The following is a 26,278-nucleotide window of genomic DNA, read 5'->3' as shown; positions in this document are numbered from 1 at the left end:
CGGCGGGGGGATCGGGCGGGGGTGTAGGTTCCTCGCCCGCGCTACCCACCACCCCCGTTGCTGACGGATGGTGCGTGCCGCTCCCCGCGCGGCCTCACGGCGCCGCACAGCTCCTCGTAGTGATCGCACAGCACGTTCAGGCAACGGGACAGCCTGCGCGCGTACCCGAGTTGTGCGCTCAGGGCGGGGCTCGGCTCGATCCGCAGCTTCCTGCACGTCTCGGAGATGGACACCCGGGCGTCCGCGCGCTTGAGGGTGTCGTCGCCGCACCGTGATGAGGCGGCCCGCCCCAGTTCGGGGATGATGAGCGCCATGTGCCCCTTCAGCAGGAGCGTCAGCGTCTCCAGTTCCTGCATGGAGGGCACTACGGCGTCGGCGGGCGCGAGCAGGCGGCGTGCGCTGGCGCGCATGGTCTCGATGTCGAGAGGCAGCGCGGTGTTCGCCGTCACAACCACTCTCCCCGTGAACGGGCGTTGGCCACCGCGACGGCCGAACGCAACGCGTCGGCATCGGTGACCGGCCGGAGGTCGTCCACCCGCGCGTCCCACTCCCGGCCGCCACCGACCGGCCGCACCTGGACGTACGGCCCCTCGAAGCCCATGGCCTTGCCGATCCTCCTGGTGCCGGTGTCCTCGACGGTGTCGCCGAGTTTCAGCCTGTACACGGTCATGCTCACCGGGCCTCCCGCGCCGACAAGGCCAGCACTCGCGCCTGCCCGTTCGGCGGATAGGCGTAGGCGCGCACCGGCATGGCCGGGCCCGGCTCGATGAACCGAGTGGGCGTCGGCACCAACCCTTGGCGCTGAACCCTGCGACGTCGGGCGTGGATGAGGATGGCGCCCCACATCTCGGGCGACGGGTTGTGCGCGATCGTGGTCGAGCCGCTTGTCTGGTTCCCCTCAGGTGTGGGGCAGCAGGGTTCGGGCAGCCCGAGCAGGAGTGTTCTCACCCGATCAAGCAGTCGTCGGAAGCTGGGCATGCCTGCGGATTGTCGGACGGGCGGCAGACACATGAGATCCCTCACGGTGATCAGTCGTTCACTGTTGGTGACCTTCACGATGCCCCGCGCAAAGAGGTACGCCCCCTAGGTTTTCTAGGGGGCGTTCACCGGGGGACTGATTCCCGGCCGTCAGTGGACGAGTTCCATGTTGCGGATCAAGGAGGACAGCGCCCCCGCCTGGGAGGGCACTCCGACCCGGGCCAGGTCCTCCACCAAGGCCCGCGCCATCGGGTCCGCGTGCACGTAGTACGGAGCCGAGGAGGCGGCCTCCTTGAGCGCCACGACAGCGGACGGCAGCCGGTTCATGCGCCGCAGCGAACGCGCCCTGTCGATCTTGTAGTGGGTCTGTCGTTCCTTGCTCGGGACATCGCCGACCGACACGTTGTCGACCCTCGACAGCCCCGTGTCCGGCTCGCCGATCTCCACGCCGACCTCGGCGGCGTGCACCGCCACGGTGCCGCGTCCGAACACCGTCTGTGCGTCCAGGTCGTAGAACTCCGGTCCCAGACGGTCGGCGTCCTCAAGAGCCGCGTCGATCCGGGCCCAGGCGTCCCGTCCCCGGGTGCCCCGGGCATGGGCCACCGCGCACCGCAGATGCAGCGCCCCGCGCATCGACAGCGCTTCCGGGCTCCCGTCACGTGCTGTGGTCAGCGGCTCAAGGTCCCGCAGTGCGGCCTCCGCGACGGCCACCGTCTCCAGGAGGGAGGCCTGGTGCAGCAGGGCACCGCACCGGTCCCAGGCAACCCGTGCCTTCACCAGTGGGTCGCCCAACTGCATCGCCGCTCCGGCTGCGACTTCGGCGGCCGACCACGCCAGATCCGCGTAACCGAGCTGGTTGAGGCACATGCGCGCGGTGCGAGCCGCGTCGACCATGTACCGCAGCACCTCATCGCGAGCAGTTCCCTCACTGACGAGGATCGCCGTGTTCAGGTCCTCGATCATCGCGGGCAGCAGCGTGGCCACCTTCGGCAGATTCGCGGACTGCCGTGCCCGGTTGGCCCGCTGGGAGTTCGCCCTCATCGTGCGGGCATCGACCGCCACACTCTGCGGTGCGAGCCCAGGATGACCGGACAGGATCAACCCCGCACGGCGCAGCCCCGTTCGCAGGGCCGGTACGTGGGCGTGGGCGAGAGTGCCGGCATCGCGCTGAAGGCGGTAGGGCTGTCCCAGCAGCCACACCACGTCCACATCGCAACGGTCGGCGATGGCAGTGATCAGCGAGTGCCGGTCGAGAGGCATCCTGCCCGTCTCGACGTTGGCCATCCAGGACTCGGTGCGGTCGAGGAAATCGGCCAGTTCCTGTTGAGTCAGACCAGCCGCGTTGCGTGCGATCCGAACGCGCGCCCCGATGTGGTTGTCAGTACCTTCCGGCATGATGCGACTCCGTTCTGCGTCGGCAACAAAACGGTACCCCGCGCCATACCCCGGGGTTTCACTCTGTTGCCGATGCATTGGCTGGGATCGAGACGCAGCGAAGACGCGAACTGCCCCACTCTTCCTGGCCGATGGGGCCGATTCACTGTCAGTCGCCGACGATCTCCGTGAGCTGACTGAGGCTGTCGATCCGCCAATCCGCCGCCGCCACGACATCCGGGTCGTCCGCCCACAGATGTCCCCACGGGCCACGTCGAAGGTGAGCGACACGCAGCCCGGCCGCCTTCGCCGGGAAGACGTCGTTGGCGGGATGGTCGCCCACGTACACGGTCTCGCCCGGTGCCGCCTGGGCCACGTCCAGAACACGCTCGAAGAAAGCCGGCTGCGGCTTCGCGACGCCCCACTCCCCCGACGTCACGATCAGGTCCGCCGGGAGATCCAGGCCGCGCAGCAACTCACCTGCACGAGCTGTCTGGTTGCCCGCGATGATGACGCGCACCCCGAGCTTCCGCAGTCCGGACAGAGCAGACCGTACGTCACCGTAGAGGTCGCTCTCATCGAGCTGCTCCCCGCGACCGGCAGCTTCGCGTGCCCGGTACTCGGCGCCAACGTCGATGCCCGGCCGGACGAGACGAAGGGCGTCGGCGTTGTCGCGGCCCTGGGCCACGACCGCGCCGACGAGCGCGGCGAGGGTGTGCCGGGGGACGGCCAGCCAATCGGCCCAGGAAGCCCAGTAGCGATCGTCCCGGGTGATCGTCTCTCCGATGTCCAGCACGACGGTCTCAGTCACCCTGCGAGGCTAGAACACATGGCCGCAGAGAAGGGATCAGCCATGACTGACACCCGCATTTCATCACCGGTGTGCGTGAAAACCGCTTCGAGTCCTGACGCACCGAACCGGGGCCCGCTCCATCAGAGTTGGAGCCGGCCCCGGCATGAGCATGTGCGGCGCCCCGGCCACGACAACCAGGTCGGCGGCCGGGGCCCCGCCCCTCGTCAGCCGCGGGTCAGGAGTAGTCGCCGCGTTCGGCCCGCCGACCGAAGCGGACTTCGTCTGCCTGCGTCTTCCCAACCCGCCCCTCTGAAGGGGCAAGACGCCCACCGCCTCCGCGTACAACTACCGCTTCAAAAAGGCATGACGGTCGGGCGGTGACAGAGCCGCGCGCGCTTGGATGGGTCACCCGCTGAGTGCCTCGAATGCCTTGTCCAGGTCCTTGACGAAATCCTGCCACGACGGAAGACAGGACACCGGACCCTGCGGATCCAGGAGTTCCAGCATCCGCAGCCGGTGTTGCGGGAAACGCGTCTGAAACTGGGAGAGGCGGCGACCCTTGTACTCGCTTGCCCTCGCGAGCGAGTCCTTGAGGAGCTGTTTTGGATCGGCGATCCTCTCCGCCGCAACGCCCTTGGGGAGATCAAGGCCGACACGTCCTCGCGGGTTTTCGGCTACTTGGCGCAGACACGCTTCGTCGAGAAGCAGCCAGGCTTCCAGCATGCGGACAGGTACCACGGCGACGTGCCGGAGTCCGGGCCACTCGGTGCCCACCGCTCTCTCGATCTCGTCCTTGCGGTCCTGGGCAGGGCCCCGGTCGGCATCCCGTTGCACCACCACCAAGTCGTAGCCGCCGCCGAGGGCCCGGGCCTCCCGCAGTTTGTCCGGTACGGAATGGCCGGTCGGCAGCCGAAGCAGGCCGAAGTCGGGGACGGTGACCGAGACGTCGAGTCCCTTGCGAACGCCAATGGCTTCGACATGCGGTACGAGGCCGTTGTCGCTGCTGCCCTCGCCGATGAACAGCACACGAGTGGTCACACGGCCCCCCCGGTCAGTGTGAGCTGTGCTCCGACTGGTGTGGTGAGGTACGGCAGGATGTCGGCCTTCGTCACGAAGGCGCCTCTCTCGGCCTTCGCCGCTCGCCAGGTCCCGGCGAGCGGACGCAGGCGCAGTGCGCGGTTCAGAGTGCCGTTCTCGGCCTTGTGCATCGCGGTGTCGGCGAACAGGAGATCCTCATTGCCGACGAGTTGCACCACCCCGGGCGAATGCGTGTTGATCAGCACTTGCCGGAACGGATTATCCGTGGTGGGCGCCTCCGACGGATCGACGGCGAGGTCCTGAACAAGGGCGACCATGGCCCTGAGGTTCGCCGGGTGGATGCCGTTCTCGGGTTCCTCCATGCAGATCAGACCGCGCACGGACGGGTCTTCGAGCAGGACGCAAAGGGCCAGGAAGCGCAGGGTGCCTTCGGAAAGACTGCGCGCGGGCAGCGTCATGCCGGCCACCTCGCGCACGTTGACAGTGAGGAGCTGTCGGACCTCGTCCTGATCGACATCCAGGTCGCGGACATGGATACCGGTCAGGTCCGAGAGGCGCCCCGCGACCCGGGCGTAAACCTGGCTGGGATCCGCTCCGAGAGTGTCGTGGGCCACGCGGAAGAGCGACGCGGGCAGGTGGGAGCCGTCGGCGCCCATGGTTTGCGGGTCTACGTATCGGTCGGACCTGCGCAAAGCCGACGGCTCGAGAGCGAGCCGCCGCCAGGACTGCATCTCACGGCGAGCCGCGAGGATGGTCGGGTCGTCACTGCTGGTGATGGTGGAGACGACGGTCGCGGGTGCTCGGGATGCCGCGGCCGGCTTGGGCTGACCCCGGCTGCCGCCATCCTGGTGGATCTTCACGATCGACTCGCCGGATTCGGTGGTCGTCGAGATGAAGGGGGCACCGCTGCGGTGGCCCTGGATGACGGTGTCACGGAAATACTTCGCACTGTGAGGGAAGCGAAGGTGCTGGGGAGCCTTGCCCTTGGTGATATGGCCCAACGTCTCGTGGAGGAGGGTGAGACGGCCGAAACGATCCAGGCCGGACGGCTCCTGGTAGCCGACCTCCAACTCGTACCGCAGAAAGGTGGTCGTGGCCTTCGCGGCCCGGCCGAAGTCGTCCTGTGTGTGGAGCGGAACGATCATCTCGGCGGCGAACCGCATCCGGTGACTGCCAGGCTCGAAGCCCTTCCAGAAGAGGTCACGAGGGTCACCCTGACGTTCACCGTGTACGCCTCGGACCTCTTGGGCCGCTTCCATCATCGACTGGTCGGCGAGCAGGGAAAGGAACTGGACGGCGTCGAAAACGTTCGACTTGCCGGTGCCGTTCTCCCCCGCGATGCAGGTGAAGGGGCCGAAGTCGATGGACAGGTCCAGGAGGTTCTTGAACCCGTTGACTTCGATGCGGGTCAGCATGCGGTCTCCGGAAGTTCGCCGGGTGGATCTACCAAGCCTACTGGTGAGGACGGTCGTCATCTCGAGTACGCGTCGATGGCCCCTCGTCGTGCTTGACCACGGCCCTGCCGCTTCGTCCTCCCCAGGTATGCCGGTCCCCGACTCGCCGCCTCGATCGCCCGGTGAGATCGAGGAAGTGGGGGCGGCGCACCGCGTCTACGCGTAAGGCGACGATGCGTGTTCTCGCGTGAACGGCGGCGATCGAAGGAACCAGCCGAGCGGGAGAGAACGAAGCGGCCAAAGCGCCGGGAGGTGCTGAGGAACCCCGTTCTGCCTGCTCGACTGGACACCCAGAACCCCGTCAGCTCACGCCCCCAAGTGCCGCTCCACGAACTCCAGTTCAAGCCTGACCTGCTTGATCCGCTCGTCCACGACCAGTGACCCGTGCCCCGCGTCGTAGCGGTACACCTCGTGGACCGCGCCCCTCGCCTCCAGGCGCTTGACGTAGTTGTCGATCTGGCGGATCGGGCAGCGTGGGTCGTTCACGCCGGCCGAGATGTACACCGGGGCCTTCACCGCGTCGACGTACGTCAGCGGGGACGACGCCTCGAAGCGTTCCGGGACCTCCTCCGGTGTGCCGCCCAGCAGCGTGCGGTCCATCGCCTTCAGGGCTTCCATCTCGTCGTGGTACGCCGTGACGTAGTCCGCGACCGGCACCGCCGCCAGGCCCAGTGCCCACGCGTCGGGCTGGACGCCCAGGCCGAGGAGCGTGAGGTAGCCGCCCCAGGAGCCGCCGGTCAGGATCAGGCGGTCGGGGTCCGCGAGGCCCGAGGTCACCGCCCATTCCCGCACCGCCGCGATGTCCTCCAGCTCGATCAGGCCGACCCGGTGCTTGAGGGCGTCCGTCCACTCGCGCCCGTACCCGGTGGAGCCCCGGTAGTTGACCCGCACCACCGCGTACCCGTGGTCGACCCAGGCCGCCGGGCCCGCCGCGAAGGAGTCGCTGTCGTGCCAGGTGGGCCCGCCGTGGATGTCGAAGACCGTCGGGAGCGGGCCTTCCACACCCTTCGGCCGCTGGATCAGGGCGTGGATGCGGCCACCCGGGCCCTCCACCCACACGTCCTCCACCGGCACCGAACCCGGCGACTTCAGCCCCGGCGGGTCCAGGACCACCGCGCCCGTCGTCGAGCGCACCGACGACGGCTGCTCCGACGACGACCACAGGTACTCCACGCTGCCGTCGGGGCGGGCCGTCGCCCCGGAGACCGTGCCCGGGGGCGTCTCCACCTTCACCAGCTCGCGGGCCGTCAGGTCGTACCGGAACAGTTCGCTGCGCGCCTCGAAGCTGTGCGCGATCAGGAGGCCCGAGCCGTCCGGGTACCACTCCGCGCTCACGTCGCCCGGCAGGTCGAGGCCCAGGTCCGTCTCCTCCCCGCTCAGGACGTCCCACACCAGCGGCTCCCAGCGGCCCCGGCGCTGATGCCCGACGAGCAGCCTCGCGTCCCCCTCCACGGGCGGGAAGCCCAGCACCTCAAGGCCCAGCTCCTCCGCGCCGCCCTTGGTGTCGTCGAGCTCGGCGACCGTCGTACCGTCCGGGCGCAGGACGCGCAGCGCCGAGTGCATCGCGTCGCCGTGTTCCGTGTGCTCGATCGCGATCAGCGAGCCGTCGTGCGAGAGGTCGCCGACGCCCGCCGACTCGCGGTGCCGGTAGATCACCACCGGGGACGTGCCCGCCACCGCCAGGTGGATCGTCGTGCCGTCCTCGTCCGTCGAGCGGCCGACCACCGCCGTACGGCCGTCCCTGCCCAGCGCCAGGCCCGCCGGGTACGAGGCCTCCAGGCCGGGCGTCGCGAACTCGTCCTCGGACCCCTCCGCGCCGCCCGCGAACGGCTGGCGGCGCCATACGCCGTACTCGTCGCCGTCCTTGTCGTCGAACCACCAGATCCACTCGCCGTCGGGCGACAGCACACCGTCGGTCGTGCCGTTCGGCCGGTTCGTCACCTGGCGCTGCTCGCCCGTGGCGCGGTCCCAGGCGTACAGCTCGTACGTCCCCGTGGCGTTGGACACGAACAGGGACCTGTCCGGCGCGTCCTCCGCCCAGTCGGGCAGGGAGACGCGCGGGGCCCGGAACCGCTTCTCCCAGTCCGGCATCGCTGCGGCCCGCGTGGCCGTGTCGGGCGTACTCGTCTTCGGCGTGGACCCGTTGCTCTCAGTCATGACTCCATACTGCCCGCCCGCCACGACATTCCGCCGCCGAGGTCCCCAGCCTGTGGACAACCCTGACCAAGGGACGTCCCGGCCTGTGGACAACTCCCACCCCGCGAACCCGGCGCCCGCAGCCGCACCGTACCTTTGACAGCGTGTACCGGTTTCTGCTGACGCCCCGTTGGTGGGGGATCAACGTCTTCGTGCTGCTAGCCATCCCCTTCTGCGTGTTCATGGGGTCGTGGCAGCTCAGCCGGTTCGAGGACCGGGTGAAGGACCACCGGACCGCCACCGAGGAGGTCTCCGCCGAGAAGGAGCAGGCCGCCCGGCCGCTCCCCGAACTGCTGCCGGTCGACAAGAAGACCTCCGGGGACCGTGTCACCGTCAGCGGACGGTATGGCCGTCAGCTCCTCGTTCCGGGGCGGCAGCTCGGCGACCGCAGCGGTTTCTACGTACTGACGTTGCTGCGGACCGACGGCGGCAAGGCGCTGCCCGTCGTACGCGGCTGGCTGCCCGGTGCCGCCGACGCCGCCAAGGCTCCCGCCCCGCCCACCGGCGAGGTCACCGTCACCGGTGCGCTCCAGGCGTCCGAGACGCCCGGGGACAACGGGGTGAGCGCGGAGGGCGGGCTCCCGGCCGGGCAGACCGGCGCGATCAGCGCGGCCTCGCTGGTGAACCTCGTGCCGTACGACCTGTACGACGCCTGGGTCACCCTCGACAAGGGCGACTCGGGCATGAAGGCCGTACCGGCGACCGCGCCCTCGGACACCGGGCTCGACCTGAGGGCGTTCCAGAACCTCGGCTACACCGGTGAGTGGTTCGTCTTCGCGGGCTTCGTCGTCTTCATGTGGTTCCGGCTGGTGCGCCGCGAGGCGGAGTTCGCGCGGGACGCGGAACTCGGGCTCACGCCGCCCGTCGAGACATCCTCCGGGACGTCCACCGAGACATCCGCCGAGACATCCTCCGAGACATCCGCGCGCGAAGGTGCCACCGCCTGACCGTCGGCCGAGTACGAGTACGAGTGCGAGTACTGCTCAGTACCGCCGGTATCCGGTATTACGAGGTCTCCGCCAGGACCCCGGTCCTGTACACCGTGCCCGCGCACGCGTTCGGCACCGTCGCCGTCACCGTGGGGGAGCCGGCCTCCGCCGTGTAGGACACCGCCACGCTGCCGTCGGCCGTCGCGCCGTCCTCCGTGACGAGCTGGGGCGCGGCGCCCGTGTCGCCGCCGGTGGAGCTGGTGGCGGCGGGCGGGCCGGGAGTGTCGCTCGGGGTGGGCGTCGGCGACTCCGTGGGGCCGCCCGTGGCGCCGCCGTCGGTGGGCGTGCCGACCGTGGGGCACGTCTCCGCGGGCACCCAGGCGAACTTCACCGTGTACGCCGCCCCCGGCGCCAGCACGAGTCCGCTGACCGAGGCCGACGGAGCGGGCAGACCGGCCGCCGCGTCCCCCTCGGTATGGTCGGCCGTGGCCAGCTTCGACTGGTCCGCCGCGCCCTGCGCCAGCAAGGACACCGTGCCGCTGCCGCCGACCGAACAGCTCGCGCTGGAGACGTTGACGACCCGGAACGTGCCGTAGACCGCGCCGCCCGCGTCGGGGGCGCCGACCGAACCGGTGGCGGAGCCCAACTGGGCCGCGTCGCAGGCGGGCGTCATCCCCGCGTCGTTCGCCGGACCGGAGCCGCCGGTCACGCTGCCGCCGCCACCGCCGCCGCTCTTGCCACCCGGGCCGGCCTTGCCGTCGGAGGGGCTGGCCGACGGCCTGTCCTTGACCGTGCCGGAGCCGCCGCTCCCGGCGTTGCCCTCACCGCCGTCCGGGTCGTCGCCGCTGTCCTTGCCCTCCTGGGACGGCGAGCCGTGGCCCGCGATGACAGAGGGGTCGGTCTTGGAGTCGGCGACGTTCGAGACGTGCACCAGGGCCGGGACGGCCGTGCCGATGAAGAGCGCGGCGGCGGCCATGCCGATGGCCGCGTGCCGCTTGCGGGCCCGTCGGGCGGGCACCGCGCGCCGCAGATGGTCGAGAGCGGCGTCGGTCGGCTGGATACCGCCCACGGCCTGGTGCAGCATCGCGCGCAACGCCAGCTCGTCCGAGCCGAGCCCGCCCAGCCCGTCGTGCCCGTCCAGCCCGTCGTGCCCGCCCAGCCCGTTCAGCCCGCCGTGCCCGTCCAGCCCGTTGTGCCCGCCGTGCCCGTCCAGCCCGTTGTGCCCGTTCGGCCCGTTCTGGCTCTCGTCGTCGAGGCCGTGATTCACAATTCCGTTCCCAGCATGCGATTGCTTGTGCTCTTGGTCGTGGCGACCCGTTCCCCGGGCTCCGGCCGGCCAACCCCCGTTGGATCGGGCCCCGTTACCAGGAGGTACCTTATCGGCCCCCTGCCCCTGAGACCCCTGCCTCTGGTCCTTGTCCGGGCCCTGCCCCTCGTCCCGCCCATGACCCTGGCCTTGGTCGCCACTCATGCCGGTTCCTCCATGGCGACGCGCAGCGCGGCGATCCCCCGCGAGCCGTACGCCTTCACCGAGCCGAGCGATATGCCCAGCGTCTCGGCGACCTGGGCCTCGGTCATGTCCGAGAAGTAACGCAGGACGAGGACCTCGCGCTGACGGCGCTGGAGGCCCTTCATCGCCTTGATGAGCGAGTCGCGCTCCAGCAGGTCGTACGCCCCCTCCTCCGCGCTCGCCATGTCCGGCATCGGCTTGGACAGGAGTTTCAGGCCGAGGATGCGGCGGCGCAGCGCGGAGCGGGAGAGGTTCACCACCGTCTGGCGCAGATAGGCGAGCGTCTTCTCCGGTTCGCGGACGCGCTTGCGTGCCGAGTGGACCCGGATGAAGGCCTCCTGGACGACGTCCTCGCAGGACGCGGTGTCGTCGAGGAGCAGCGCGGCGAGGCCGAGGAGGGAGCGGTAGTGGGCGCGGTACGTCTCGGTCAGGTGATCGACCGTCGTCCCCGCCGCCGCGCTCTCGTCGGCGCCCTCACGCTGGTTGGGTATGCGGGCCGGCCGCGCTGCGGGCATGGGGGCGATCACCGGCATGCCGCCGGACGCACCGGGCGCGCGGGGTCGGCGGGGCGGACGCAGGGCTGCGCCGCGCGTCGCCGCTCTGAAGTCCAGTACCTCTGCCACGCATGTTGGACACGCCTCCCCCCGGCAGGGTTGTACGCATCCGGCATCACTTTTGCGTCATCCGACACAGCCACCCTCATGCGTCCCGCTCTTCCCCTAAATCCATGGTCACCGCGTGTCCCCCGCATGGTCACGGCGTCCCACGCCCCGGAAGGGCGACCGCAAAGACGCGCCCCGCCGTCCGCACGGTTGCAGACGGCAGGGAGCAAAATCCCGTGTTCACACCGATCTCACCGATCTCACCCAACTCACATGGATCCTACAAACATTTTCCGCCATTACGGGAGTGATTTCCGACGGATTCGGTGGATCGTGACGGATCGGAGAAAAGGTTTACCCGCAGGTCAGGGCATGGCCGGACGCCGGACCGGATCACCGCCGGGGTACAAGTCAAGCCAAAGTCAGGAACCGGCCGCCCGGAAGCCTCAGGCCCGCTCGACCGCGATCATTCGACCGCGATCATTCAGCCGCGATCATTCGGCCGCGACCAGCTCGGCGATCTGCGCGGTGTTGAGCGCGGCGCCCTTGCGGAGGTTGTCCCCGCACACGAACAGTTCCAGCGCGGTCGGGTCGTCCAGCGCCCGCCGGACCCTGCCGACCCAGGTCGGGTCGGTGCCGACCACGTCGGCCGGGGTCGGGAACTCGCCCGCGTCGGGGTTGTCGAACAGGACGACCCCTGGTGCGGTGGCGATGATCTCCCTGGCACCGGCGACGGTGACCTCGCTCTGGAAGCGGGCGTGGACGGTCAGCGCGTGCGCGGTGACGACCGGTACGCGTACGCAGGTCACGGCCACCGGGAGCTTGGCCAGCCCGAGGATCTTGCGGGTCTCGTCGCGCAGTTGCATCTCGTCCGACGACCAGCCGTCCGCCCGCGCCGAACCGGCCCACGGTACGACGTTCAGCGCGACCGGCTCGGGGAAGGGGCCCGTCCCGTCGCCCACGGCCCGCCGTACGTCTCCGGGCGTGGTCCCCAGTTCCGTACCGGCGACCAGGGACAGCTGCCGCCGCAGGGTGTCCACGCCCGCGCGCCCCGCCCCGCTCACCGCCTGGTACGTGGAGACCACCAGCTCGCGCAGACCGTACTCGGCGTGCAGCGCGCCCAGGGCGACGATCATCGACAGGGTCGTGCAGTGCGGGTTGGCGATGATGCCGCGAGGGCGCTGCCGTACCGCGTGCGGGTTGATCTCGGGGACGACGAGGGGCACGTCCGGGTCCATCCGGAAGGCGCCCGAGTTGTCGATCACGACGACGCCCTTGGCGGCGGCGACCGGCGCCCACTGCTCGGCGATGTCGTCGGGTACGTCGAACATGGCGACGTCGACGCCGTCGAAGGCCTCCTCCGACAGCGCCACCACCTCGATCTCCTCGCCGCGCACGGCCAGCTTGCGGCCGGCCGAGCGCGGGGAGGCGACGAGACGGATCTCGCCCCAGACGTCGGCGCGCTGGGACAGGATCCGGAGCATGACGGCTCCGACTGCCCCGGTCGCTCCGACGACTGCGAGCGTCGGCCGGCCGTGTCCGGATCGGGACCCGGACACGGGCGGCCGAGGCGTGGGCGTTCCAGGCCCGGCCATCAGCGGCCGGTGCCCCCGTAGACGACGGCTTCGTCGCTGTCGGAGTCGAGGCCGAAGGCCGAGTGGACGGCGCGGACGGCTCCGGGGACGTCGTCCTGGCGGGTGACGACCGAGATGCGGATCTCGGAGGTCGAGATCAGCTCGATGTTCACGCCCGCGTCGGACAGCGCCTGGAAGAAGGACGCGGTGACGCCCGGGTTGGTCTTCATACCCGCGCCGACCAGCGAGATCTTGCCGATCTGGTCGTCGTAGCGCAGCGACTCGAAGCCGATGCCGCCCTTCGCCCGCTCCAGCGCGTCGATGGCCTTGCGGCCCTCGGTCTTGGGGAGGGTGAAGGAGATGTCCGTCAGGCCCGTCGACGCGGCCGACACGTTCTGCACGATCATGTCGATGTTGATCTCCGCGTCCGCGATCGCGCGGAAGATCACCGCGGCCTCGCCCGGCTTGTCCGGGACGCCGACGACCGTGATCTTGGCTTCGGAGACGTCATGGGCGACTCCGGAGATGATGGCGTGCTCCACCTGCTGGTCCCCTTGCGACTCGGGCTTCTCATTGCTGACCCAGGTGCCCGGCAGTCCGGAGAAGGACGAGCGCACGTGGATCGGGATGTCGTAACGACGGGCGTACTCCACACAGCGGTGGAGCAGCACCTTGGAGCCGGACGCGGCCAGCTCCAGCATGTCCTCGGAGGAGATCCAGTCGATCTTCCGGGCCTTCTTCACCACGCGCGGGTCGGCGGTGAACACACCGTCGACGTCGGTGTAGATCTCGCACACCTCGGCGTGCAGGGCGGCGGCCAGCGCGACGGCGGTGGTGTCGGACCCACCCCGCCCCAGCGTGGTGATGTCCTTCTTGTCCTGGCTGACGCCCTGGAACCCGGCGACGATGGCGATGTTGCCCTCGTCCAGCGCGGTCCGGATGCGGCCCGGCGTGACATCGATGATCCGCGCTTTGTTGTGGACCGAGTCGGTGATGACACCTGCCTGGCTGCCGGTGAACGACTGGGCCTCGTGGCCCAGGTTCTTGATCGCCATGGCCAGCAACGCCATGGAGATCCGCTCTCCCGCGGTCAGCAGCATGTCGAACTCACGCCCGGCAGGCATCGGAGACACCTGCTCGGCGAGATCGATCAGCTCGTCCGTCGTGTCGCCCATCGCGGAAACGACGACGACCACTTGGTGGCCGTTCTTCTTCGCTTCCACGATTCGCTTGGCGACACGCTTGATGCCCTCGGCATCGGCTACGGATGAGCCTCCGTACTTCTGCACGACAAGGCCCACGTGCGCTCCTCGCTCAGTCCGTATGCGGCCCGTATGCGGTCCGTCTGTGGTCGGCTCAGTCTAACGAGCGGCTGAAATCCCCTTACGGGGTATCGCATGGTGAGATGTCCTGCTCACCTGGCGAACCTCGGGGCGATCTTCGGCCGCTCCGGACGGCATCTGCCCACTTCACCACCACATACGCGCATCCACGGTGAATTAAGTTTCAAGGTCAGTCCACGAACTCCTTGAGGGGTTCGGTGTCGAGGGTGATGCTCACCGGGTCAGGGAGCTTGACGGTGGCACCGAAGGGCAGTTTCTCCTCGTGGCGGTAGCGGCCGTTCTCGGGCTGGTTGAACACCACGACCGAGCCGTCGTCCCGGTCGATGAGGAGGTAGACGGGGATACCGGCGGCGGCGTAGCCGTCGGGCTTGTCGACGCGGTCGCGTTGGTGGGTGTCGGAGTCGTACGACGTGACCTCTACGGCCATGAGCACGTCCTCTCCGTTCGACCACTCGCCACGCCCCTTGAGGCTGCCCTTGGGGACGAGAATCCCGTCCGCGCGGGCCCGCCCCTTGCGGTAGGCCTCGGTCTTGAGGCCGCGCTCGGGGTAGAGCCGGAGGTCAGGGCGCAACTGCATGCACCGCTCCAGGAGCCACATGTAGATCTCGCTGTGGTTGCCGTCACGCACGGGCTTGACCTGGACCTTCCCCTTGACGAACTCCAGCCGCACGGTTTCCGGGGCATGGCGGTCCAGCTCCTCGAAGTCCTCGACGGACATCTGCGGCCGGTTCACCTGTGGCGCCCCAGCCTGCCCGCGCGGCGCAGTTCGTCGACGCGGTCGGTGATGTCGATGACCTCGTCGGCGCCCGGCAGGCCGCCGGTGCGCGGGCCGGGGAGGAACGTCTCCGGGACGGGTGTGTTCACCGGCCCGTCCAGCTCGCACAGCGCCAGGCATTCACGGCACAGTCCGCTGACGATCTCCGTGGTGCGCTCGTCCGCGTCGCACAGACCGCAGACGTTGATCACGCGGGTCACCCGGGCACGGCGGCCGGCCTGCTCTCGCGGGTTCGTCTTCTTCGGCGGCATCTTGCTCTCCAATCGCTTGCGGGCGAATCCGCCCGGGTTGGTGACGTCGGACGGGAGTCCGTCCGTCAGGGCTCGGATGATGTCGTCGGCGCTCGCACCACGGGACAGCCACTCCGTGGCGAGGGATTCCAGGGCGCGGCAGTCGCCGTCGGACAGGGGCATACGCCTGTCGGTGGCGCGGAGTTCGGCGAGTGCCTGGTAGGCGGCGCTGGGCTGCTCGTCCGGTTGCTCCGCAGGCTGTTCGTCCGGTTGCTCGTCCGGCTGTTCCTCCGCCTCCGGTCGTACGGCTGCCGGGGCGACACTGGTGGCGTCCTCGACGCGGGCCAGCCCCGGCTGGTAGCGCCCGGTCACGTCCTTGCCTCGGCGCGCCCGTACGAACTCGGCCCACCACGCGGCCGACCTGGGCGTACGCGACCAGTACGTGCGCGTGACCCACCGCATCGAGTTGTCCTCGACGGTGATGTGCTCCTTGACCCAGCGCAGGTGCCCGGCGAGCGTGATGCGGCCCATCGAGACACGTACGGCCTGCTGGCCGTAGCGGGGGTGGTGCGCGGCGATCACCTTGTAACCCATGGCGTGGCCGTCTTCGAGGTGGTCGATGAAGACGGCGATCTCACGGTCGCGAGGGCTCAGATGTGCGAAGTCCGGGTCGGCGTGCGGGTCTTCGTCACCCGTTTCGCGTTTTCCGTAACCCGTTTTGGCCATGGGGTGCGACGGGGACGGCAGGGCAGGGCTAGGGTTGGCGTAAGCCACCATCGGGCTACTTCCTCGATGCGTAGGACTAGGCCCTGGCACTGGTGCTCCAACACCGGCCGGGGCCGAATTATTTGCTTGTTTGCCGCGAACCTAGGTCGACTTCACGCTCCGGCGCAAGCCGATCACGGAACGTCACCCGTTCGGGCTACTCCTCCTCAACTCACGTACAGACTTGGTTGGTTGGGTTGGTATTTCATCCATCCCAGAACCCAAAAAGCCCAAAACCAAAGAAAGGGGCTCGGGGCCCGAGGCCCGGTGCCCGGGGCTCAAGCTCCGGGCTGAACTGCGGAAACGAAGGCCCTCCAAGCGGGGGCGGCTATGCGGAGTTCGGGGCCCATGGGGTTGTTCTTGGAGTCGCGGAGGTGGACGGTCATCTGGGGGGCGGGGAGGGCGACTTCGACGCAGGCGCCGCCTTCCGAGTCGCTGTAGCTCGACTTGAACCAGTCGAGGGCTATCTCGACACAGTTGCCGCCCTCGGAGTCGCTGTAGCTCGACTTGAACCACGTCAGCTGCTCACTCATAGCTCATCAACCATCCGCTCGATGAATTGGGCCGACTCAGCCGGGCTGAGAGCCACCGCGCGGATCATGCTAAGCCGCTCGCTGTGCAGGCTGACCACCGTCGGGTCAGGAGTCAGCAGGCTCTGGGAAGGCCCTTCCGTGAAGGCCATGCGCTCGTGGTCACGTGTCTCCAACAGCACCATCGGCCCCGACAGGGCTGCGGGGATTGCCCTCTCGAAAGGGAGCAGTTGGATGGTGACGTTGTTCGGGCGCCCAGCCGAGAGAAGGTGCTGGAGTTGCTCCCTGTTCACGTACGGGCTGCGCAGCGCTGCCTCGTACACGACAAAACTGAGCGCCACCGGCGGCTTGCTCACGAGGAGTTCCTGACGAGCCATGCGTGCGGCTACCCGCTCCTCGACCGTCTCCTCGTCCAAAGGCGGGCAGTGGTCGCCGATCAGAGCCCGCGCGTACGTCTCCGTCTGCAACAACCCTGGGATCAGCGCGACTTCGTACCACCACAGACTGATCGCCTGCTGCTCGTACAGCATGAAGTCCTGTGCCCGAGCCGGAAACGGCTCCCTCTTCACGTACTCCTTTGCCGCGCTCAGCAAGCCGTCCGCGCGACACAGCTCATCGGCCGCGTCGAGCGCACGCGGCGTCGGCATTCGTACGCCCTGTTCCATCGACTTGATGGTGTCCGGCGAGTAGTTGGCGGCGGCGCCCAGTTCCTCGCGGGTGACGTTCGCCTTCGTGCGCCAGAGCTTCATCTGGTTGCCGCTGTAGCGCCAGGTGCCCGGCGACGGCTGCGAGTTGGAGTTGTACTGGACTGACACAGCGGCCACCTCCGACTGATACACCCCGGTGTGTATCACCTCAGTCGCTACCGAGCGTAGCCCGATACGCGCCATCGTGTGACCATGACGAACGCGATCCCCCACTACCGCCCGGACTGGGTCCCCCTCGCCGGCCACCATCTCCGCCTGTCCGGCGTCCACTTCGACACGCTCCGCGTCCAGGGCGTACGCGGCGAACAAGCGGTCGCCGAGCTGGTCGAGGCGGCCGACGGGGACGCGGGGCCCGTCGTCTGCGAGGTGACCGGGTTCCGCTGGATGTACTTCCTGCTCGCGCCCGGAGAGGTACGGAAGTACAACTGGCCGTTGGGGGTGCAGAGGTTCGGCGAGAAGGGGTCGCGCTCCGTGACGTACATCGGGATCCCGGCACTGGACGGCAACACGTGGCCGCTGCGGTGGTACAGCGAGCCGACGGCCACGGCGCCGTTCGTGGAGGCGGGGCGGTTGAGGACGGTGCTGGAGTCGATGGGGCTGTAGGGGCTGAGGGCCCCGGGGGCTACTTGACCGTGCTGCGCAGGCCCAGCGGCTCCGCGATCTCCTCCTCCATGACCCTGCCCGCCTCCTCCGCCAGGGTCTCGTCGCCGAGTTCCTGGTCGGTGTCCAGGCCGTCCAGTTCCGCGAGGGGCTGGTTGAGGCGGACGTGGGCGACGACGGACTGGAGCGCGCGCAGGGTCGCGGACGCGGTCGAGCCCCAGTTGGAGAAGTAGGAGAACTGCCACCACCACAGGGCTTCCGTGGTGCGGCCCGCGCGGTAGTGGGCCATGCCGTGGCGGAGGTCGGCGATGACATCGGCGAGGTCGTCGGAGATACGGGCCGGGACCGGGGCCTTGCGGGGCTCGTAGGGGTCGAAGACCTCGGAGTAGACGTCCACCGGTTCCAGCATCAGCGCCAGCCGCTCGCGGATGTCGTCCACGTCCGGCTCCGGGCCCATGTCAGGCTCGTAGCGCTCGTCCGGGAGGATGTCCTCGTGGGCGCCGAGACGGCCGCCGGCCAGCAGGAGCTGGGAGACCTCCAGGAGCAGGAAGGGCACCGCCGAGTCCGGCTCGTCGCCCTTCGCCACCTCTGTGACGGCCACCAGGAAGCTCTCGACCTGGTCGGCGATCTGGACCGCGAAGTCGTCCGGGTCCTGCGTCGTGTTGTGCAGCGTGGCGTCAGACATCTAGGAGTCGTCTCCCCTCGAAGGCGCGACCGAGGGTCACCTCGTCCGCGTATTCCAGGTCTCCGCCCACAGGGAGGCCGCTGGCCAGGCGGGTGACCTTGAGGCCCATGGGCTTGATCATGCGGGCGAGGTACGTCGCTGTGGCCTCGCCCTCCAGGTTCGGGTCCGTGGCCAGGATCAGTTCCGTGATCGAGCCGTCGGCCAGGCGGGCCAGCAGTTCCCTTATCCGGAGGTCGTCCGGACCCACCCCCTCGATCGGGCTGATCGCACCGCCCAGGACGTGGTACTTGCCCCGGAACTCGCGCGTCCGCTCGATCGCCACGACGTCCTTGGGCTCCTCGACGACACAGATGACCGTGGTGTCGCGGCGCGGGTCGCGGCAGATGTTGCACAGCTCCTCCTGCGCGACGTTCCCGCAGGTCGCGCAGAAGCGGACCTTCGCCTTCACTTCGAGGAGGGCGTGCGCGAGACGCCGTACGTCCGTCTGCTCCGCCTGGAGGATGTGGAAGGCGATCCGCTGCGCGCTCTTGGGACCGACGCCGGGGAGCCGCCCCAGTTCGTCGATGAGGTCCTGAACCACGCCTTCGTACAACGGACTGCCTTTCCAAAACGTCGGATGCGTTCCTACGTACCGTAGTTGGCCGCCGCCCGCCTGAGGAAGGCGGGACGGGGGGCGCGCGGGGCGAACGTCAGAACGGGAGGCCCGGGATGCCGCTTCCGCCGCCGCCCAGACCCTGGGCCAGCGGCCCCAGCTTCTGCTGCTGAAGCTGCTGCGCGTTCTCGTTCGCCGCCTGTACGGCCGCCACGATCAGGTCGGCGAGGGTCTCGGTGTCCTCAGGGTCGACGGCCTTCGGGTCGATCTTGAGGGCCCGCAGCTCACCGGCGCCCGTCACGGTCGCCTTGACCAGACCGCCGCCCGCCTGCCCGTCGACCTCGGTCCGCGCGAGTTCCTCCTGCGCGTTCGCCAGGTCCTGCTGCATCTTCTGGGCCTGCTGGAGCAGCGCCTGCATGTTGGGCTGGCCACCACCGGGGATCACGATCACTCCTCGCTGTGCGTGTCATCCGTACAGAGCCATCCGTACGGAATTCGGCTTCAGCACGAGCCTACGTGGTCGGGTGGGCCGTCGCTCCGACACTCTTTCGAGTGAGCCGATCCTCTGGCCTATACCTGATCAAGGATGTCTTCCGAGTGGAAAAGTAGCGAAAGCCAGGTCATCGCCACCCATTGAGCGGTAGGAAGGGGCCGGCGCGACAGCTTTCAGAACAGCATCCGACGTCACGCGGGCGCCCGTACGGTGTCACGCATCGTGATGAGTTAAGGAGTGCCGGGTGAGCCAGCCGGAGATGCAGCCCGAGGGGCCGTCCCAGAGACCGTCGCACGACGGGCGGAGCGAAGGTCCCGCCGGGCTGGGCTTCACCGGGCTGCGGCCCGGGGACCTCACCGGCCGGCCCTTCCCGCTCGGCGACTGGGGCGAGCCCGCGCCGCGCCTCGACGAGCTGTACAGGTGGGTGGAGCAGGGGGCGCTGGAGACGGTGGCCTGGTATCTCGCCGACCGTGTCTGGAAGCGGCGGGGGGCGCGGGCACTGCGTACGGGGGCCGCGCTCGGGGCGATCTCCGGGGCGGCGCTGCCGCTGCTCGATCTCACCGGGGTGATGGGCGGGGTCGCGCCCTGGGGGTATCTGGCGATGCTGGTCGCGGTGGCGTGCGTGGCCGCGGACCGGTTCTTCGGGGTCACCTCGGGCTGGATAAGGGACGTCGCCACCGCACAGGCCGTGCAGCGGCGGCTCCAGGTGCTCCAGTTCGACTGGGCGTCGGAGAGCGTACGAGAGGTCCTGGGCCCGACGGAGGGCACGGCGGGCGAGGCCGCGGACCGGTGCCTGGGGGTGCTGCGCCGCTTCTCGGAGGATGTGACGGAGCTGGTACGGGCGGAGACGGCGGACTGGATGGTGGAGTTCCGGACCGGTTCCGCGCCGCTGGGTATCCAGTCGGCGGGGATGGGGGTGCCGAGGCAGGACGCGACGATCCACCAGGGCCGCTTCGGGGTCGCCGCACCGGGGGCCCGCCCGAACATGCCTCGGCAGAGGCCGCCGGAGGCGCGGTGAGGTAGGTAGGCAGGTAGGGGTGAGGTGGGTGGCTCCGGTCGGGGAAACCCCGCCAGGGATCCTGCTCGGGTCCTGGCGGGGTTTCGATATCTCGCACTCGGGGCGCCCGCCTGCGGCAGGGGGCGCCCTCAGCGTGTTACTCGACGCTGCCGTACTCCACGCGGAAGTCCGGGGGCCAGGGCTGGCTGAAGTCGAACAGGGACGGGTCCTCGAACTCGCGGGCCGCCTCGCGCCACGAGGGTTCGCCGGAGATGACAAAGCTGCCCCCGTCCGGCTCGATCATCCAGGTGAAGCCGGCATCGTCCGCGACGAGATCATGACGCTCCTTCAGCACCGCGAACTCCGCCTCAGACGCCCGACGGACGTGGATCCCCTTCTCGTAGAAGGGCTTGAGCAGCATGAGCTCCACATGCCCGAAGTACACCTCGACGCGGGTGTCCGTGTTGTCGACCGCAGTGGGCTCGCTGCGCAGCAGTAGCTGCCGGTGCGACGCCGCGAAGCTGACTACCCGGAACAGACGCCCTTCTCTTACGAAATCCGGCATTCTCTGTGTTCTTCCTGTCCTCGGGGCTTTCGGGTCACTGGGCCCATTTCGGCTTCGGCATGTCCGTGACGAGGCTCGGCACCTTGTCACCCGGCTTGGTGAAGTACCAGTCGACAGCCTCGAAGTCCCGGCGTCCAAGGAGCACTTTGAGACGCAGCGTCGCCATTTCCCACGCGGTGCCGTTGTTGCTTCCTGGCATGGCCACCGTTTGCCAGTCTCCGCTCACCAATGGCTTCCCACGTTCGACGAGCTTGTCCAGGGCTTCCGCCGGGGTCTTCGCGTTCGCAACACCGTCCAGCGAAACACTCAACTTCACCGACTCATTGTCCAGCGTCTTCTCGACGCCTTCCATCCAGATCGGACGCCCGTCACCGTTGGGGGCCGGTTTGCCGAGAAGCCTGTTGTTGAACGTCCGTGCCCCGGGGCCGCTCAGGGCACGGGTACCGCCCAGGGTTTCTTCGGCCAGCCTGTCGGAGTAAGGGTTGATCCCCAGAACGATGTGGTCGCCTTCCTTGACGAGTTCGTTGAGGATTCCCTGCAGGCACTCGTTGTGCACCAGGACCGGCGTCGACCCCGCGTACACGTAGTACGTGTGGTTTCGCGCGACCTCGAAGTTGAAGACCTCGATGGACCCGTTGACGACCGTGGTGCCAAGGACTTGATCGGAGCCGCCGTCCCGCCCCTCAAGGGTGTCTCCGGCGCGCAGTTCGCCGGCCTCGACCCAGCCCCGTTCGCGTACCCAGAAGCGGTGCGAGTCGGTCGCTTCGACCTGGCCGTCGGCGGTATTGATCCGGACCAGGGAGTCGACGGTGTGGTGGAACAGGTTCAACACCGGCTGCAGGGACTTCTTGCCCGTCACCTGGTCCTGCGACCAGACCCGGTCGCCGACCTTGATGTCCTCGATGGATTTGGGACCGTGTTCCGTCGCGACCTTGGTGCCGGCCGGGAAGCACTTGGTCAGTGCGAGCTTTGAGGTGATTCCTTCAACGGCGGCTTCGGAGACGCCGGCGGCGCGCAGGGCCTTCCACGCCTCGTCGATGGCGATGCCGGTTCTCATGGCGGCGTCGAGGGCCGTCACGGCGTCCTTGATGGCCTTGATGGCGACGTTACCGAAGACGACGAGGGCGACGTCGAAGAGCGCCCATCCGCAGTTGCCCAGGGTTCCGCCGCTACCCGTGGTGATCCTGTCCCAGCAGCCGACGAAGTCTTCGGTGAGCGCCTTGACGAATCCCTTGGAGACAGCGTCGTTGAACTCCTGCGGCGTGATCGCGTAGGTGACCTCTTTGGTCTCGGGCTTCAGCCCCACGCTGTCGATGAACAGGGTTTCGGAAGCGGGACATCCGGACTGCACATCCGGGATGTCCTTGGCCGTACACAGGTAGATGTCGACGAAGGTCTTGGCGGTGATGTTCGCGGTGATGACGCAGTCACCGATGTGGGCGAAGACGTTGCAATTTTCCTTGTGCAGGATCTCCGGTTCACCGACGGGTTCGACCCGCGTCTTGAAGAAGACGCCACCGACGCCAGCAGCGCCGGCCTCGATCTGGTCGTTGCGGTTCTTGATCCCTGTTCGCCGGGCTATCTCCTGCGCTTCCTTGGCGTACCTGTCCGCGTCCTTCGCCGCCTGTTCCGCCTCGGTCGCCGCTGCGTCCGCGCGGTTGGCGGCTGCTCGGGCGTCCTTGGCGGACTGTTCGGCCGTGGCTGCGGCGTCGCGGGCCGCCGATGCGTCGAGGGCCGCCTGGTCGGCCGAGGCACGCGCGTCTCTGGCGTAGCCCTCGGCGCGGCCTGCTGACTGGTCGGCTGCGGTCGCGTCGGCGGTGGCCTGGTGGTCGTACTCGATGGTGCGGGCCAGGGACGCCGATGCCCGGGAGGCTGCCTGGGCGGCGTCGGCCGCGTAGCCGAGGGCGTCCTTGGAGTAGGTGCGGGCGTTCGCCGCGTGCGCGGCGGCGTTGGCCGCGTACTGGTACGCGGCCTTCGTGTCGCCCGCTGCCTGGTCGGCGAGTTTCTTGGCGGCCGCTGCCTCCGCCTGCGCGTTCTTGGCGTGGGCGTCGGCGACGGCCTGCTGCTGTTCGGCGATCGACTTCGCCGACTGTCCGGCCAGCACGACCAGGTCGGCGGCCGAGTCGGTGGTGACGTAGGGGGAGCCGAGTTCGATCGCGTCGTTGGCCGGCTTGGCGACCTGGACGGCGGCGTTGCCCGCGTCGACCGCGGCCTGCGCGGTGACATGGGCGAAGCCCGCGGCCTTCGCCGAGGCGGCCAGGGCCTTGGCGGCCTCCTTGTTCGCCTCGTCGGCCTGAGACATGGCGGTCCTGGCCAGCGTCTCCGCCTCGTCGGCCAGCCTGACGGCCGACTGGGCCTCGGAGGAGGCGTGCTCGGACGCCGTGATGGCGTCGGCCACCTCGCTGGTCGCGGTCGCCACGGCGGCGTCGGCCCTCAGCTTGGCTGCCTGGGCTGCGTCCGCGTTCGAGCGGGCGCGGCCGGCCGCCGCTTCGGCGCGGGTGGCCGCCGCGTCCGCCTCGGCTGCCGCCCGGGTGGCGGCGTCCGCCGCGGTCCGGGAACGGCCGGCCGCCGCCTCGGCGTCATCCGCGTGCGCGGAGGCCGCGTCCGCCGCCGCCCTGGACTCCCTCGCGTTGCTGTCGGACTCGTGGGCCTGGGCGAACGCCTCCTTCGCGTCCGCCTTCGCCCGGGAGGCGTCCGCCTTCTGCTCGGCGTCCCAGGCGTCGTCGCGCAGATCGCGGGCCTCGTCCCGGGCCTTGACCGCGTCGTTCTTCCGCGCGACCGCGGTTCCCTCGGCGGCCTCGGCCCTCTCCTTGGCGTCCCGCGCGTTCGCGGCCTCGGCCTGCGCGGTCTGCTTGTGCCGGTTGGCCTCGATCTGCTTGGCGGTGGCGGTGTCCTTCTCCGCCTTGGCCGTCTTCTCCTCGGCCTCGGCCGCGAGCCGCTTGGCGCGCGCGTCGGCTGCGGCGGCCTTCGCGTCCGCTTCCGCCTTCAGCGCGGTGGCGAGCTTCGCCTCCGCCGTCTCCTTGTCCTTCCTGGCGTTGTCCCGGTGCAGCTTGGCCGCGTCCGCCGCGGCCTTCGCCTGCAACTCGGCCGCGTGCGCGGCCTCCTTGCGGAACTCCGCGCTGACCTGCGCGGCCTGGGCCTGGGCCCGCTGCGTGATCGTCGCGCTGTCACCGGCGGCGGCCCTGGTCGCGGCCTCGGCGGTCTCGCCGGCCTTCAGCGTCGCCATCAGCGCCGCCACCGTCGCCTTGGTGACCTGTGCCTTCTGCTGACCGACCAGTAGCCCACGGCCACGCGGAGCGCCAGCGGCATCCGCGATGCCGTACGCGGCCTGTTCGGCGGCGTCGGAGGCGGCAGCCGCCTTCTTGGCCTTCTCCAACTGCGGCCTGATCAGGGCCAATTGCTTCTTCGCCGCCACCTGGGCGTCGGCGACGACCTTCTTCGCCTTGTCGAACTCCGCCTTGTCCGGGTACTGGGACCAGCGAGTGCCCTCGTGGCCGGACGGCTTGATGAGGAACTTCTGCGTGCTGACGTCCTTGCAGTCCCACAGTCGCGCGTCCGTGCCCTTGGTGAACGCGCTCAGGTCCAGGCACTTGCCCGTGGTGACGTTCTTCAGCGGCGCGGCGGCACGGACGTCACCCTTCCACGACTGCCCGGCGGACGAGTCGCAGTCCCATGTCTGGATCTTCGTACCGTTGGCAGCGGCGTTCCCTGCCACGGTCAGGCACTTCCCCGAGAGGACACTACGGAGATGGAGGTTGTCCTCTCCGCCCTCAAGCGTCCACTTCTGGGACCCGGCGCCGTTGCAGGTGTAGATCTGGACGGGAGTGCCGTTGGTCTGGCCACTGCCCTGGACGTCCAGGCAGTTGCCCCTCGCGCCCGGTACCTCGATCGTCACGTAGCTGTCGCCGATCCAGCCCACCCCGCCCGCAGACCAGTAGTCCTGCCAGCGGGTGGCGAAGTCCGCGAGCCATGACTGGCCGAGTATCCGCCCCAGGGCGAACGAGCCGTCCCGCAACGCGTTCGCAGCGTCACGGGAGGCGGCGAGGATCTGTTGCCGCTGCGTGACCTGTGCGGCGATCTCCTGCTGCCACTCGGCGGAGGCCTGCGCCACCTCTTTGCCCAGCACCCGGTTCGGGTCGATCGGGGCGTGCCACGAGCACGACGCGAAGCGGGCCTTCAGGTCCTCGACCGCGATGCGGAACTCCGGGGTGTCCGGGTCCGGGGCTGTGTGGGGGAAGCCGCCCGAGGCCAGGAAGATCCGGGCGTCATCGGCGAACACCCGGGGAACGAACAGCACATTGGGTTCGATCTTTCCCGAGTTCTTCTTCCACAGCTTCCACGCCTGCTGCTCCTCCGGTGTGCCCCCGGTGGTGTACAGCGGATCGCCGATGGTGAGCGCGGCGGCCTTCGTCTCGTCGTCGGCAGTGGGCGAAGCTTCGTAGAACGGAGAGAACAGACCGTTCCCGACGTTGTATGACTGCCACACCCACGCGTACAGCCCGGCCTGCTCGAATATCTTGAACCGGTCGTCGGGTTCGCCTGGGAAAGAACTCAAGCCCGTTACGGCGCCGGTAAGCGCGAACTCCTCGGCGAACACCTTGTCGCGCCCCTGCGTGCTGCTGGCGCTGTCCGAAACCTCGGCCTGATATAGCGGGGTGTCGGTGCTGAAGGGGTCCCGGCGCAGCTTCTGGTGGAGTTGGTCGGCAGGCAGCCCGATGGCGTTCTGCGCGAGGGCGAACATGCTGGCCCCGCCCTTTCGCAGGGCCTCGACGGCCACACACTGGTCCTCGCGCAGTTGCTCGGCGGCCTTGATGTCGAAGCCGTCGTACGAGTCGGCCGCAGCGGCGGCGGGCTGCGCGGCGTCGCGGCCGAGCAGGCTGGGCTGGACGGCCAGGCCGACGAGGACGGCCAGGGCGGCTACGGATGTCACGGCGGAGGTGAACGCGGAGGTGAAGGTGGCGGACGTTCGTGATCCGGGGTTGAACAGTCCCGATCTGAAGCGCAAAAGCAAACCCTTCGTAGCAAGCGAGTCGGGGCGGGCACGAGGCAGGCGTGCGGGAGGACCGCCCGGAGAGGCGGTGGGACACGCGCGGGTCAGTCCGCCGTCCCAGTGCGGGAACAGAGGCCGCGGTCAGCAGCGGTCAAGTAGACGTTCTAGATGTTCACAACGAGCCGGCATCGCGGCATGACGAACCAATCCCCGTGGCGGCGCAGTCCCCCCGAGCCACCGAATGATGTGTGCGCGTCACGACAGAGCGGTCAAGGCGACCAAGGTCCCTGGCGTCGGCGCGGCGCCAACCATAGCCACACGCCCGCCGGGCACGGAAGAGCTGACTTCGGCGTGCGGACCGGGCCGCGGGAAAACCATTTGCCCGGCCGTTCATGACACCGCACAAGCAAAGGCCATGCTCATGCCGGGTGTTACGCATGTGGAAGGCGTGAAGGAAGTGTGCATACAGGGTGCGATCTCCGCCATAAATTGACCAGAAGTCGCCCGCTGAAGGCAGCAGCACGAGCCACACCGCCCCGCCCCCTCACGCCCCCGGCG

At 69.1% G+C, this 26,278-nt stretch carries 24 protein-coding genes; 3 read left to right on the top strand and 21 right to left on the bottom strand.

Annotated features, from left to right (window positions below):
- Positions 1-41: 41 nt before the first annotated feature.
- The 8 genes from AOK08_RS06640 to AOK08_RS06610 form a co-directional block, all read right to left on the bottom strand.
- Complete coding sequence (locus tag AOK08_RS06640) at positions 42-449, bottom strand: DUF6415 family natural product biosynthesis protein (protein ID WP_241826857.1); 408 nt, start codon at positions 447-449, stop codon at positions 42-44.
- The gene (locus AOK08_RS06635) at positions 446-670 is read right to left on the bottom strand and encodes a hypothetical protein (protein WP_055524501.1); all 225 of its coding nucleotides are present in this window, start codon (positions 668-670) and stop codon (positions 446-448) included. Before AOK08_RS06635 ends, AOK08_RS06640 begins: the two co-directional genes overlap by 4 nt.
- A 2-nt stretch (positions 671-672) precedes the next feature.
- Positions 673-978 (bottom strand): hypothetical protein, encoded by a 306-nt coding sequence (locus AOK08_RS45545; RefSeq protein ID WP_157876580.1) that lies wholly within the window; start codon positions 976-978, stop codon positions 673-675.
- 150 nt (positions 979-1,128) lie between these two features.
- Positions 1,129-2,373, bottom strand: a complete 1,245-nt coding sequence (locus tag AOK08_RS06630; protein WP_079053871.1) for a helix-turn-helix domain-containing protein — start codon at positions 2,371-2,373, stop codon at positions 1,129-1,131.
- A 148-nt stretch (positions 2,374-2,521) separates the two neighbouring features.
- Positions 2,522-3,163, bottom strand: coding sequence for an HAD family hydrolase (locus tag AOK08_RS06625; protein WP_055524500.1), 642 nt, complete (start codon positions 3,161-3,163; stop codon positions 2,522-2,524).
- Positions 3,164-3,550: 387 nt separating this feature from the next.
- Entirely contained in the window at positions 3,551-4,183 is a 633-nt protein-coding gene (locus AOK08_RS06620; protein ID WP_055524499.1) for a DUF4276 family protein, read from the bottom strand.
- A complete protein-coding gene (locus tag AOK08_RS06615) occupies positions 4,180-5,598 on the bottom strand; it encodes an AAA family ATPase (RefSeq protein WP_055524498.1) in 1,419 nt (472 codons plus the stop codon). The genes AOK08_RS06620 and AOK08_RS06615 overlap by 4 nt, the downstream gene beginning before the upstream one ends.
- 345 nt (positions 5,599-5,943) lie before the next feature.
- Positions 5,944-7,794, bottom strand: a complete 1,851-nt coding sequence (locus tag AOK08_RS06610) for a S9 family peptidase (RefSeq protein WP_055524497.1) — start codon at positions 7,792-7,794, stop codon at positions 5,944-5,946.
- Positions 7,795-7,937: 143 nt separating this feature from the next.
- Between AOK08_RS06610 and AOK08_RS06605 the strand changes: the two genes are divergently transcribed.
- Positions 7,938-8,780, top strand: coding sequence for an SURF1 family protein (locus tag AOK08_RS06605; RefSeq protein ID WP_055524496.1), 843 nt, complete (start codon positions 7,938-7,940; stop codon positions 8,778-8,780).
- Between the two features lie 58 nt (positions 8,781-8,838).
- On the opposite strand, the gene AOK08_RS06600 is transcribed toward AOK08_RS06605, so the two are convergent.
- The 8 genes from AOK08_RS06600 to AOK08_RS06565 form a co-directional block, all read right to left on the bottom strand.
- A complete protein-coding gene (locus tag AOK08_RS06600; protein WP_241826856.1) occupies positions 8,839-10,029 on the bottom strand; it encodes a hypothetical protein in 1,191 nt (396 codons plus the stop codon).
- 200 nt (positions 10,030-10,229) lie between these two features.
- Positions 10,230-10,895, bottom strand: coding sequence for a SigE family RNA polymerase sigma factor (locus tag AOK08_RS06595; protein WP_079053870.1), 666 nt, complete (start codon positions 10,893-10,895; stop codon positions 10,230-10,232).
- A 473-nt stretch (positions 10,896-11,368) separates the two neighbouring features.
- The gene (locus tag AOK08_RS06590; protein WP_055524494.1) at positions 11,369-12,469 is read right to left on the bottom strand and encodes an aspartate-semialdehyde dehydrogenase; all 1,101 of its coding nucleotides are present in this window, start codon (positions 12,467-12,469) and stop codon (positions 11,369-11,371) included.
- On the bottom strand, positions 12,469-13,749 hold the full coding sequence (locus tag AOK08_RS06585; RefSeq protein ID WP_055524493.1) for an aspartate kinase: 1,281 nt from the start codon (positions 13,747-13,749) through the stop codon (positions 12,469-12,471). Before AOK08_RS06585 ends, AOK08_RS06590 begins: the two co-directional genes overlap by 1 nt.
- Before the next feature lie 211 nt (positions 13,750-13,960).
- Positions 13,961-14,509, bottom strand: coding sequence for a Uma2 family endonuclease (locus AOK08_RS06580; protein ID WP_055524504.1), 549 nt, complete (start codon positions 14,507-14,509; stop codon positions 13,961-13,963).
- Between the two features lie 11 nt (positions 14,510-14,520).
- Positions 14,521-15,522, bottom strand: coding sequence for a hypothetical protein (locus AOK08_RS06575; protein ID WP_055524492.1), 1,002 nt, complete (start codon positions 15,520-15,522; stop codon positions 14,521-14,523).
- A 317-nt stretch (positions 15,523-15,839) separates the two neighbouring features.
- Complete coding sequence (locus tag AOK08_RS06570; RefSeq protein ID WP_055524491.1) at positions 15,840-16,094, bottom strand: DUF397 domain-containing protein; 255 nt, start codon at positions 16,092-16,094, stop codon at positions 15,840-15,842.
- A complete protein-coding gene (locus tag AOK08_RS06565) occupies positions 16,091-16,840 on the bottom strand; it encodes a helix-turn-helix domain-containing protein (protein ID WP_055524503.1) in 750 nt (249 codons plus the stop codon). Before AOK08_RS06565 ends, AOK08_RS06570 begins: the two co-directional genes overlap by 4 nt.
- Before the next feature lie 150 nt (positions 16,841-16,990).
- Between AOK08_RS06565 and AOK08_RS06560 the strand changes: the two genes are divergently transcribed.
- Positions 16,991-17,401, top strand: coding sequence for a hypothetical protein (locus tag AOK08_RS06560; RefSeq protein ID WP_241826855.1), 411 nt, complete (start codon positions 16,991-16,993; stop codon positions 17,399-17,401).
- A gap of 19 nt (positions 17,402-17,420) precedes the next feature.
- Here the strand turns inward: AOK08_RS06560 and AOK08_RS06555 are convergent, their stop codons facing one another.
- The 3 genes from AOK08_RS06555 to AOK08_RS06545 form a co-directional block, all read right to left on the bottom strand.
- Positions 17,421-18,083, bottom strand: a complete 663-nt coding sequence (locus tag AOK08_RS06555) for a DUF5063 domain-containing protein (RefSeq protein ID WP_055524489.1) — start codon at positions 18,081-18,083, stop codon at positions 17,421-17,423.
- Positions 18,076-18,675 (bottom strand): recombination mediator RecR, encoded by a 600-nt coding sequence (gene recR, locus AOK08_RS06550; protein WP_055524488.1) that lies wholly within the window; start codon positions 18,673-18,675, stop codon positions 18,076-18,078. Before recR ends, AOK08_RS06555 begins: the two co-directional genes overlap by 8 nt.
- Before the next feature lie 97 nt (positions 18,676-18,772).
- Complete coding sequence (locus AOK08_RS06545; protein ID WP_055524502.1) at positions 18,773-19,120, bottom strand: YbaB/EbfC family nucleoid-associated protein; 348 nt, start codon at positions 19,118-19,120, stop codon at positions 18,773-18,775.
- A gap of 292 nt (positions 19,121-19,412) precedes the next feature.
- Here AOK08_RS06545 and AOK08_RS06540 point away from each other — a divergent pair, with 292 nt between their 5' ends.
- Positions 19,413-20,186: an SLATT domain-containing protein gene (locus AOK08_RS06540; protein ID WP_055524487.1), complete on the top strand. Its 774-nt coding sequence runs from the start codon at positions 19,413-19,415 to the stop codon at positions 20,184-20,186.
- Positions 20,187-20,322: 136 nt separating this feature from the next.
- On the opposite strand, the gene AOK08_RS06535 is transcribed toward AOK08_RS06540, so the two are convergent.
- Together AOK08_RS06535 and AOK08_RS06530 are read right to left on the bottom strand one after the other, a co-directional pair.
- On the bottom strand, positions 20,323-20,730 hold the full coding sequence (locus tag AOK08_RS06535) for a hypothetical protein (protein ID WP_055524486.1): 408 nt from the start codon (positions 20,728-20,730) through the stop codon (positions 20,323-20,325).
- A gap of 34 nt (positions 20,731-20,764) precedes the next feature.
- Positions 20,765-25,660, bottom strand: a complete 4,896-nt coding sequence (locus AOK08_RS06530; RefSeq protein ID WP_241826854.1) for an RICIN domain-containing protein — start codon at positions 25,658-25,660, stop codon at positions 20,765-20,767.
- Between the last annotated feature and the right edge of the window lie 618 nt (positions 25,661-26,278).

The sequence above is a fragment of the Streptomyces graminilatus genome, from assembly GCF_001418565.1.
GTDB lineage: Bacteria > Actinomycetota > Actinomycetes > Streptomycetales > Streptomycetaceae > Streptomyces > Streptomyces graminilatus.
Note: the sequence above shows the minus strand (reverse complement) of the source record. Positions and strands in the feature narration are given on the sequence as shown.

What these genes read in the sequence shown, in the direction of transcription:
- AOK08_RS06635 (WP_055524501.1), bottom strand. Translation starts at nt 670, where the DNA reads ATGACCGTGTACAGGCTGAAACTCGGCGACACCGTCGAGGACACCGGC.
- AOK08_RS45545 (WP_157876580.1), bottom strand. Translation starts at nt 978, where the DNA reads ATGCCCAGCTTCCGACGACTGCTTGATCGGGTGAGAACACTCCTGCTC.
- AOK08_RS06630 (WP_079053871.1), bottom strand. Translation starts at nt 2,373, where the DNA reads ATGCCGGAAGGTACTGACAACCACATCGGGGCGCGCGTTCGGATCGCA.
- AOK08_RS06615 (WP_055524498.1), bottom strand. Translation starts at nt 5,598, where the DNA reads ATGCTGACCCGCATCGAAGTCAACGGGTTCAAGAACCTCCTGGACCTG.
- AOK08_RS06610 (WP_055524497.1), bottom strand. Translation starts at nt 7,794, where the DNA reads ATGACTGAGAGCAACGGGTCCACGCCGAAGACGAGTACGCCCGACACG.
- AOK08_RS06590 (WP_055524494.1), bottom strand. Translation starts at nt 12,469, where the DNA reads ATGGCCGGGCCTGGAACGCCCACGCCTCGGCCGCCCGTGTCCGGGTCC.
- AOK08_RS06580 (WP_055524504.1), bottom strand. Translation starts at nt 14,509, where the DNA reads ATGTCCGTCGAGGACTTCGAGGAGCTGGACCGCCATGCCCCGGAAACC.
- AOK08_RS06575 (WP_055524492.1), bottom strand. Translation starts at nt 15,522, where the DNA reads ATGGCCAAAACGGGTTACGGAAAACGCGAAACGGGTGACGAAGACCCG.
- AOK08_RS06570 (WP_055524491.1), bottom strand. Translation starts at nt 16,094, where the DNA reads ATGAGTGAGCAGCTGACGTGGTTCAAGTCGAGCTACAGCGACTCCGAG.
- AOK08_RS06565 (WP_055524503.1), bottom strand. Translation starts at nt 16,840, where the DNA reads ATGAAGCTCTGGCGCACGAAGGCGAACGTCACCCGCGAGGAACTGGGC.
- AOK08_RS06560 (WP_241826855.1), top strand. Translation starts at nt 16,991, where the DNA reads ATGACGAACGCGATCCCCCACTACCGCCCGGACTGGGTCCCCCTCGCC.
- AOK08_RS06555 (WP_055524489.1), bottom strand. Translation starts at nt 18,083, where the DNA reads ATGTCTGACGCCACGCTGCACAACACGACGCAGGACCCGGACGACTTC.
- AOK08_RS06535 (WP_055524486.1), bottom strand. Translation starts at nt 20,730, where the DNA reads ATGCCGGATTTCGTAAGAGAAGGGCGTCTGTTCCGGGTAGTCAGCTTC.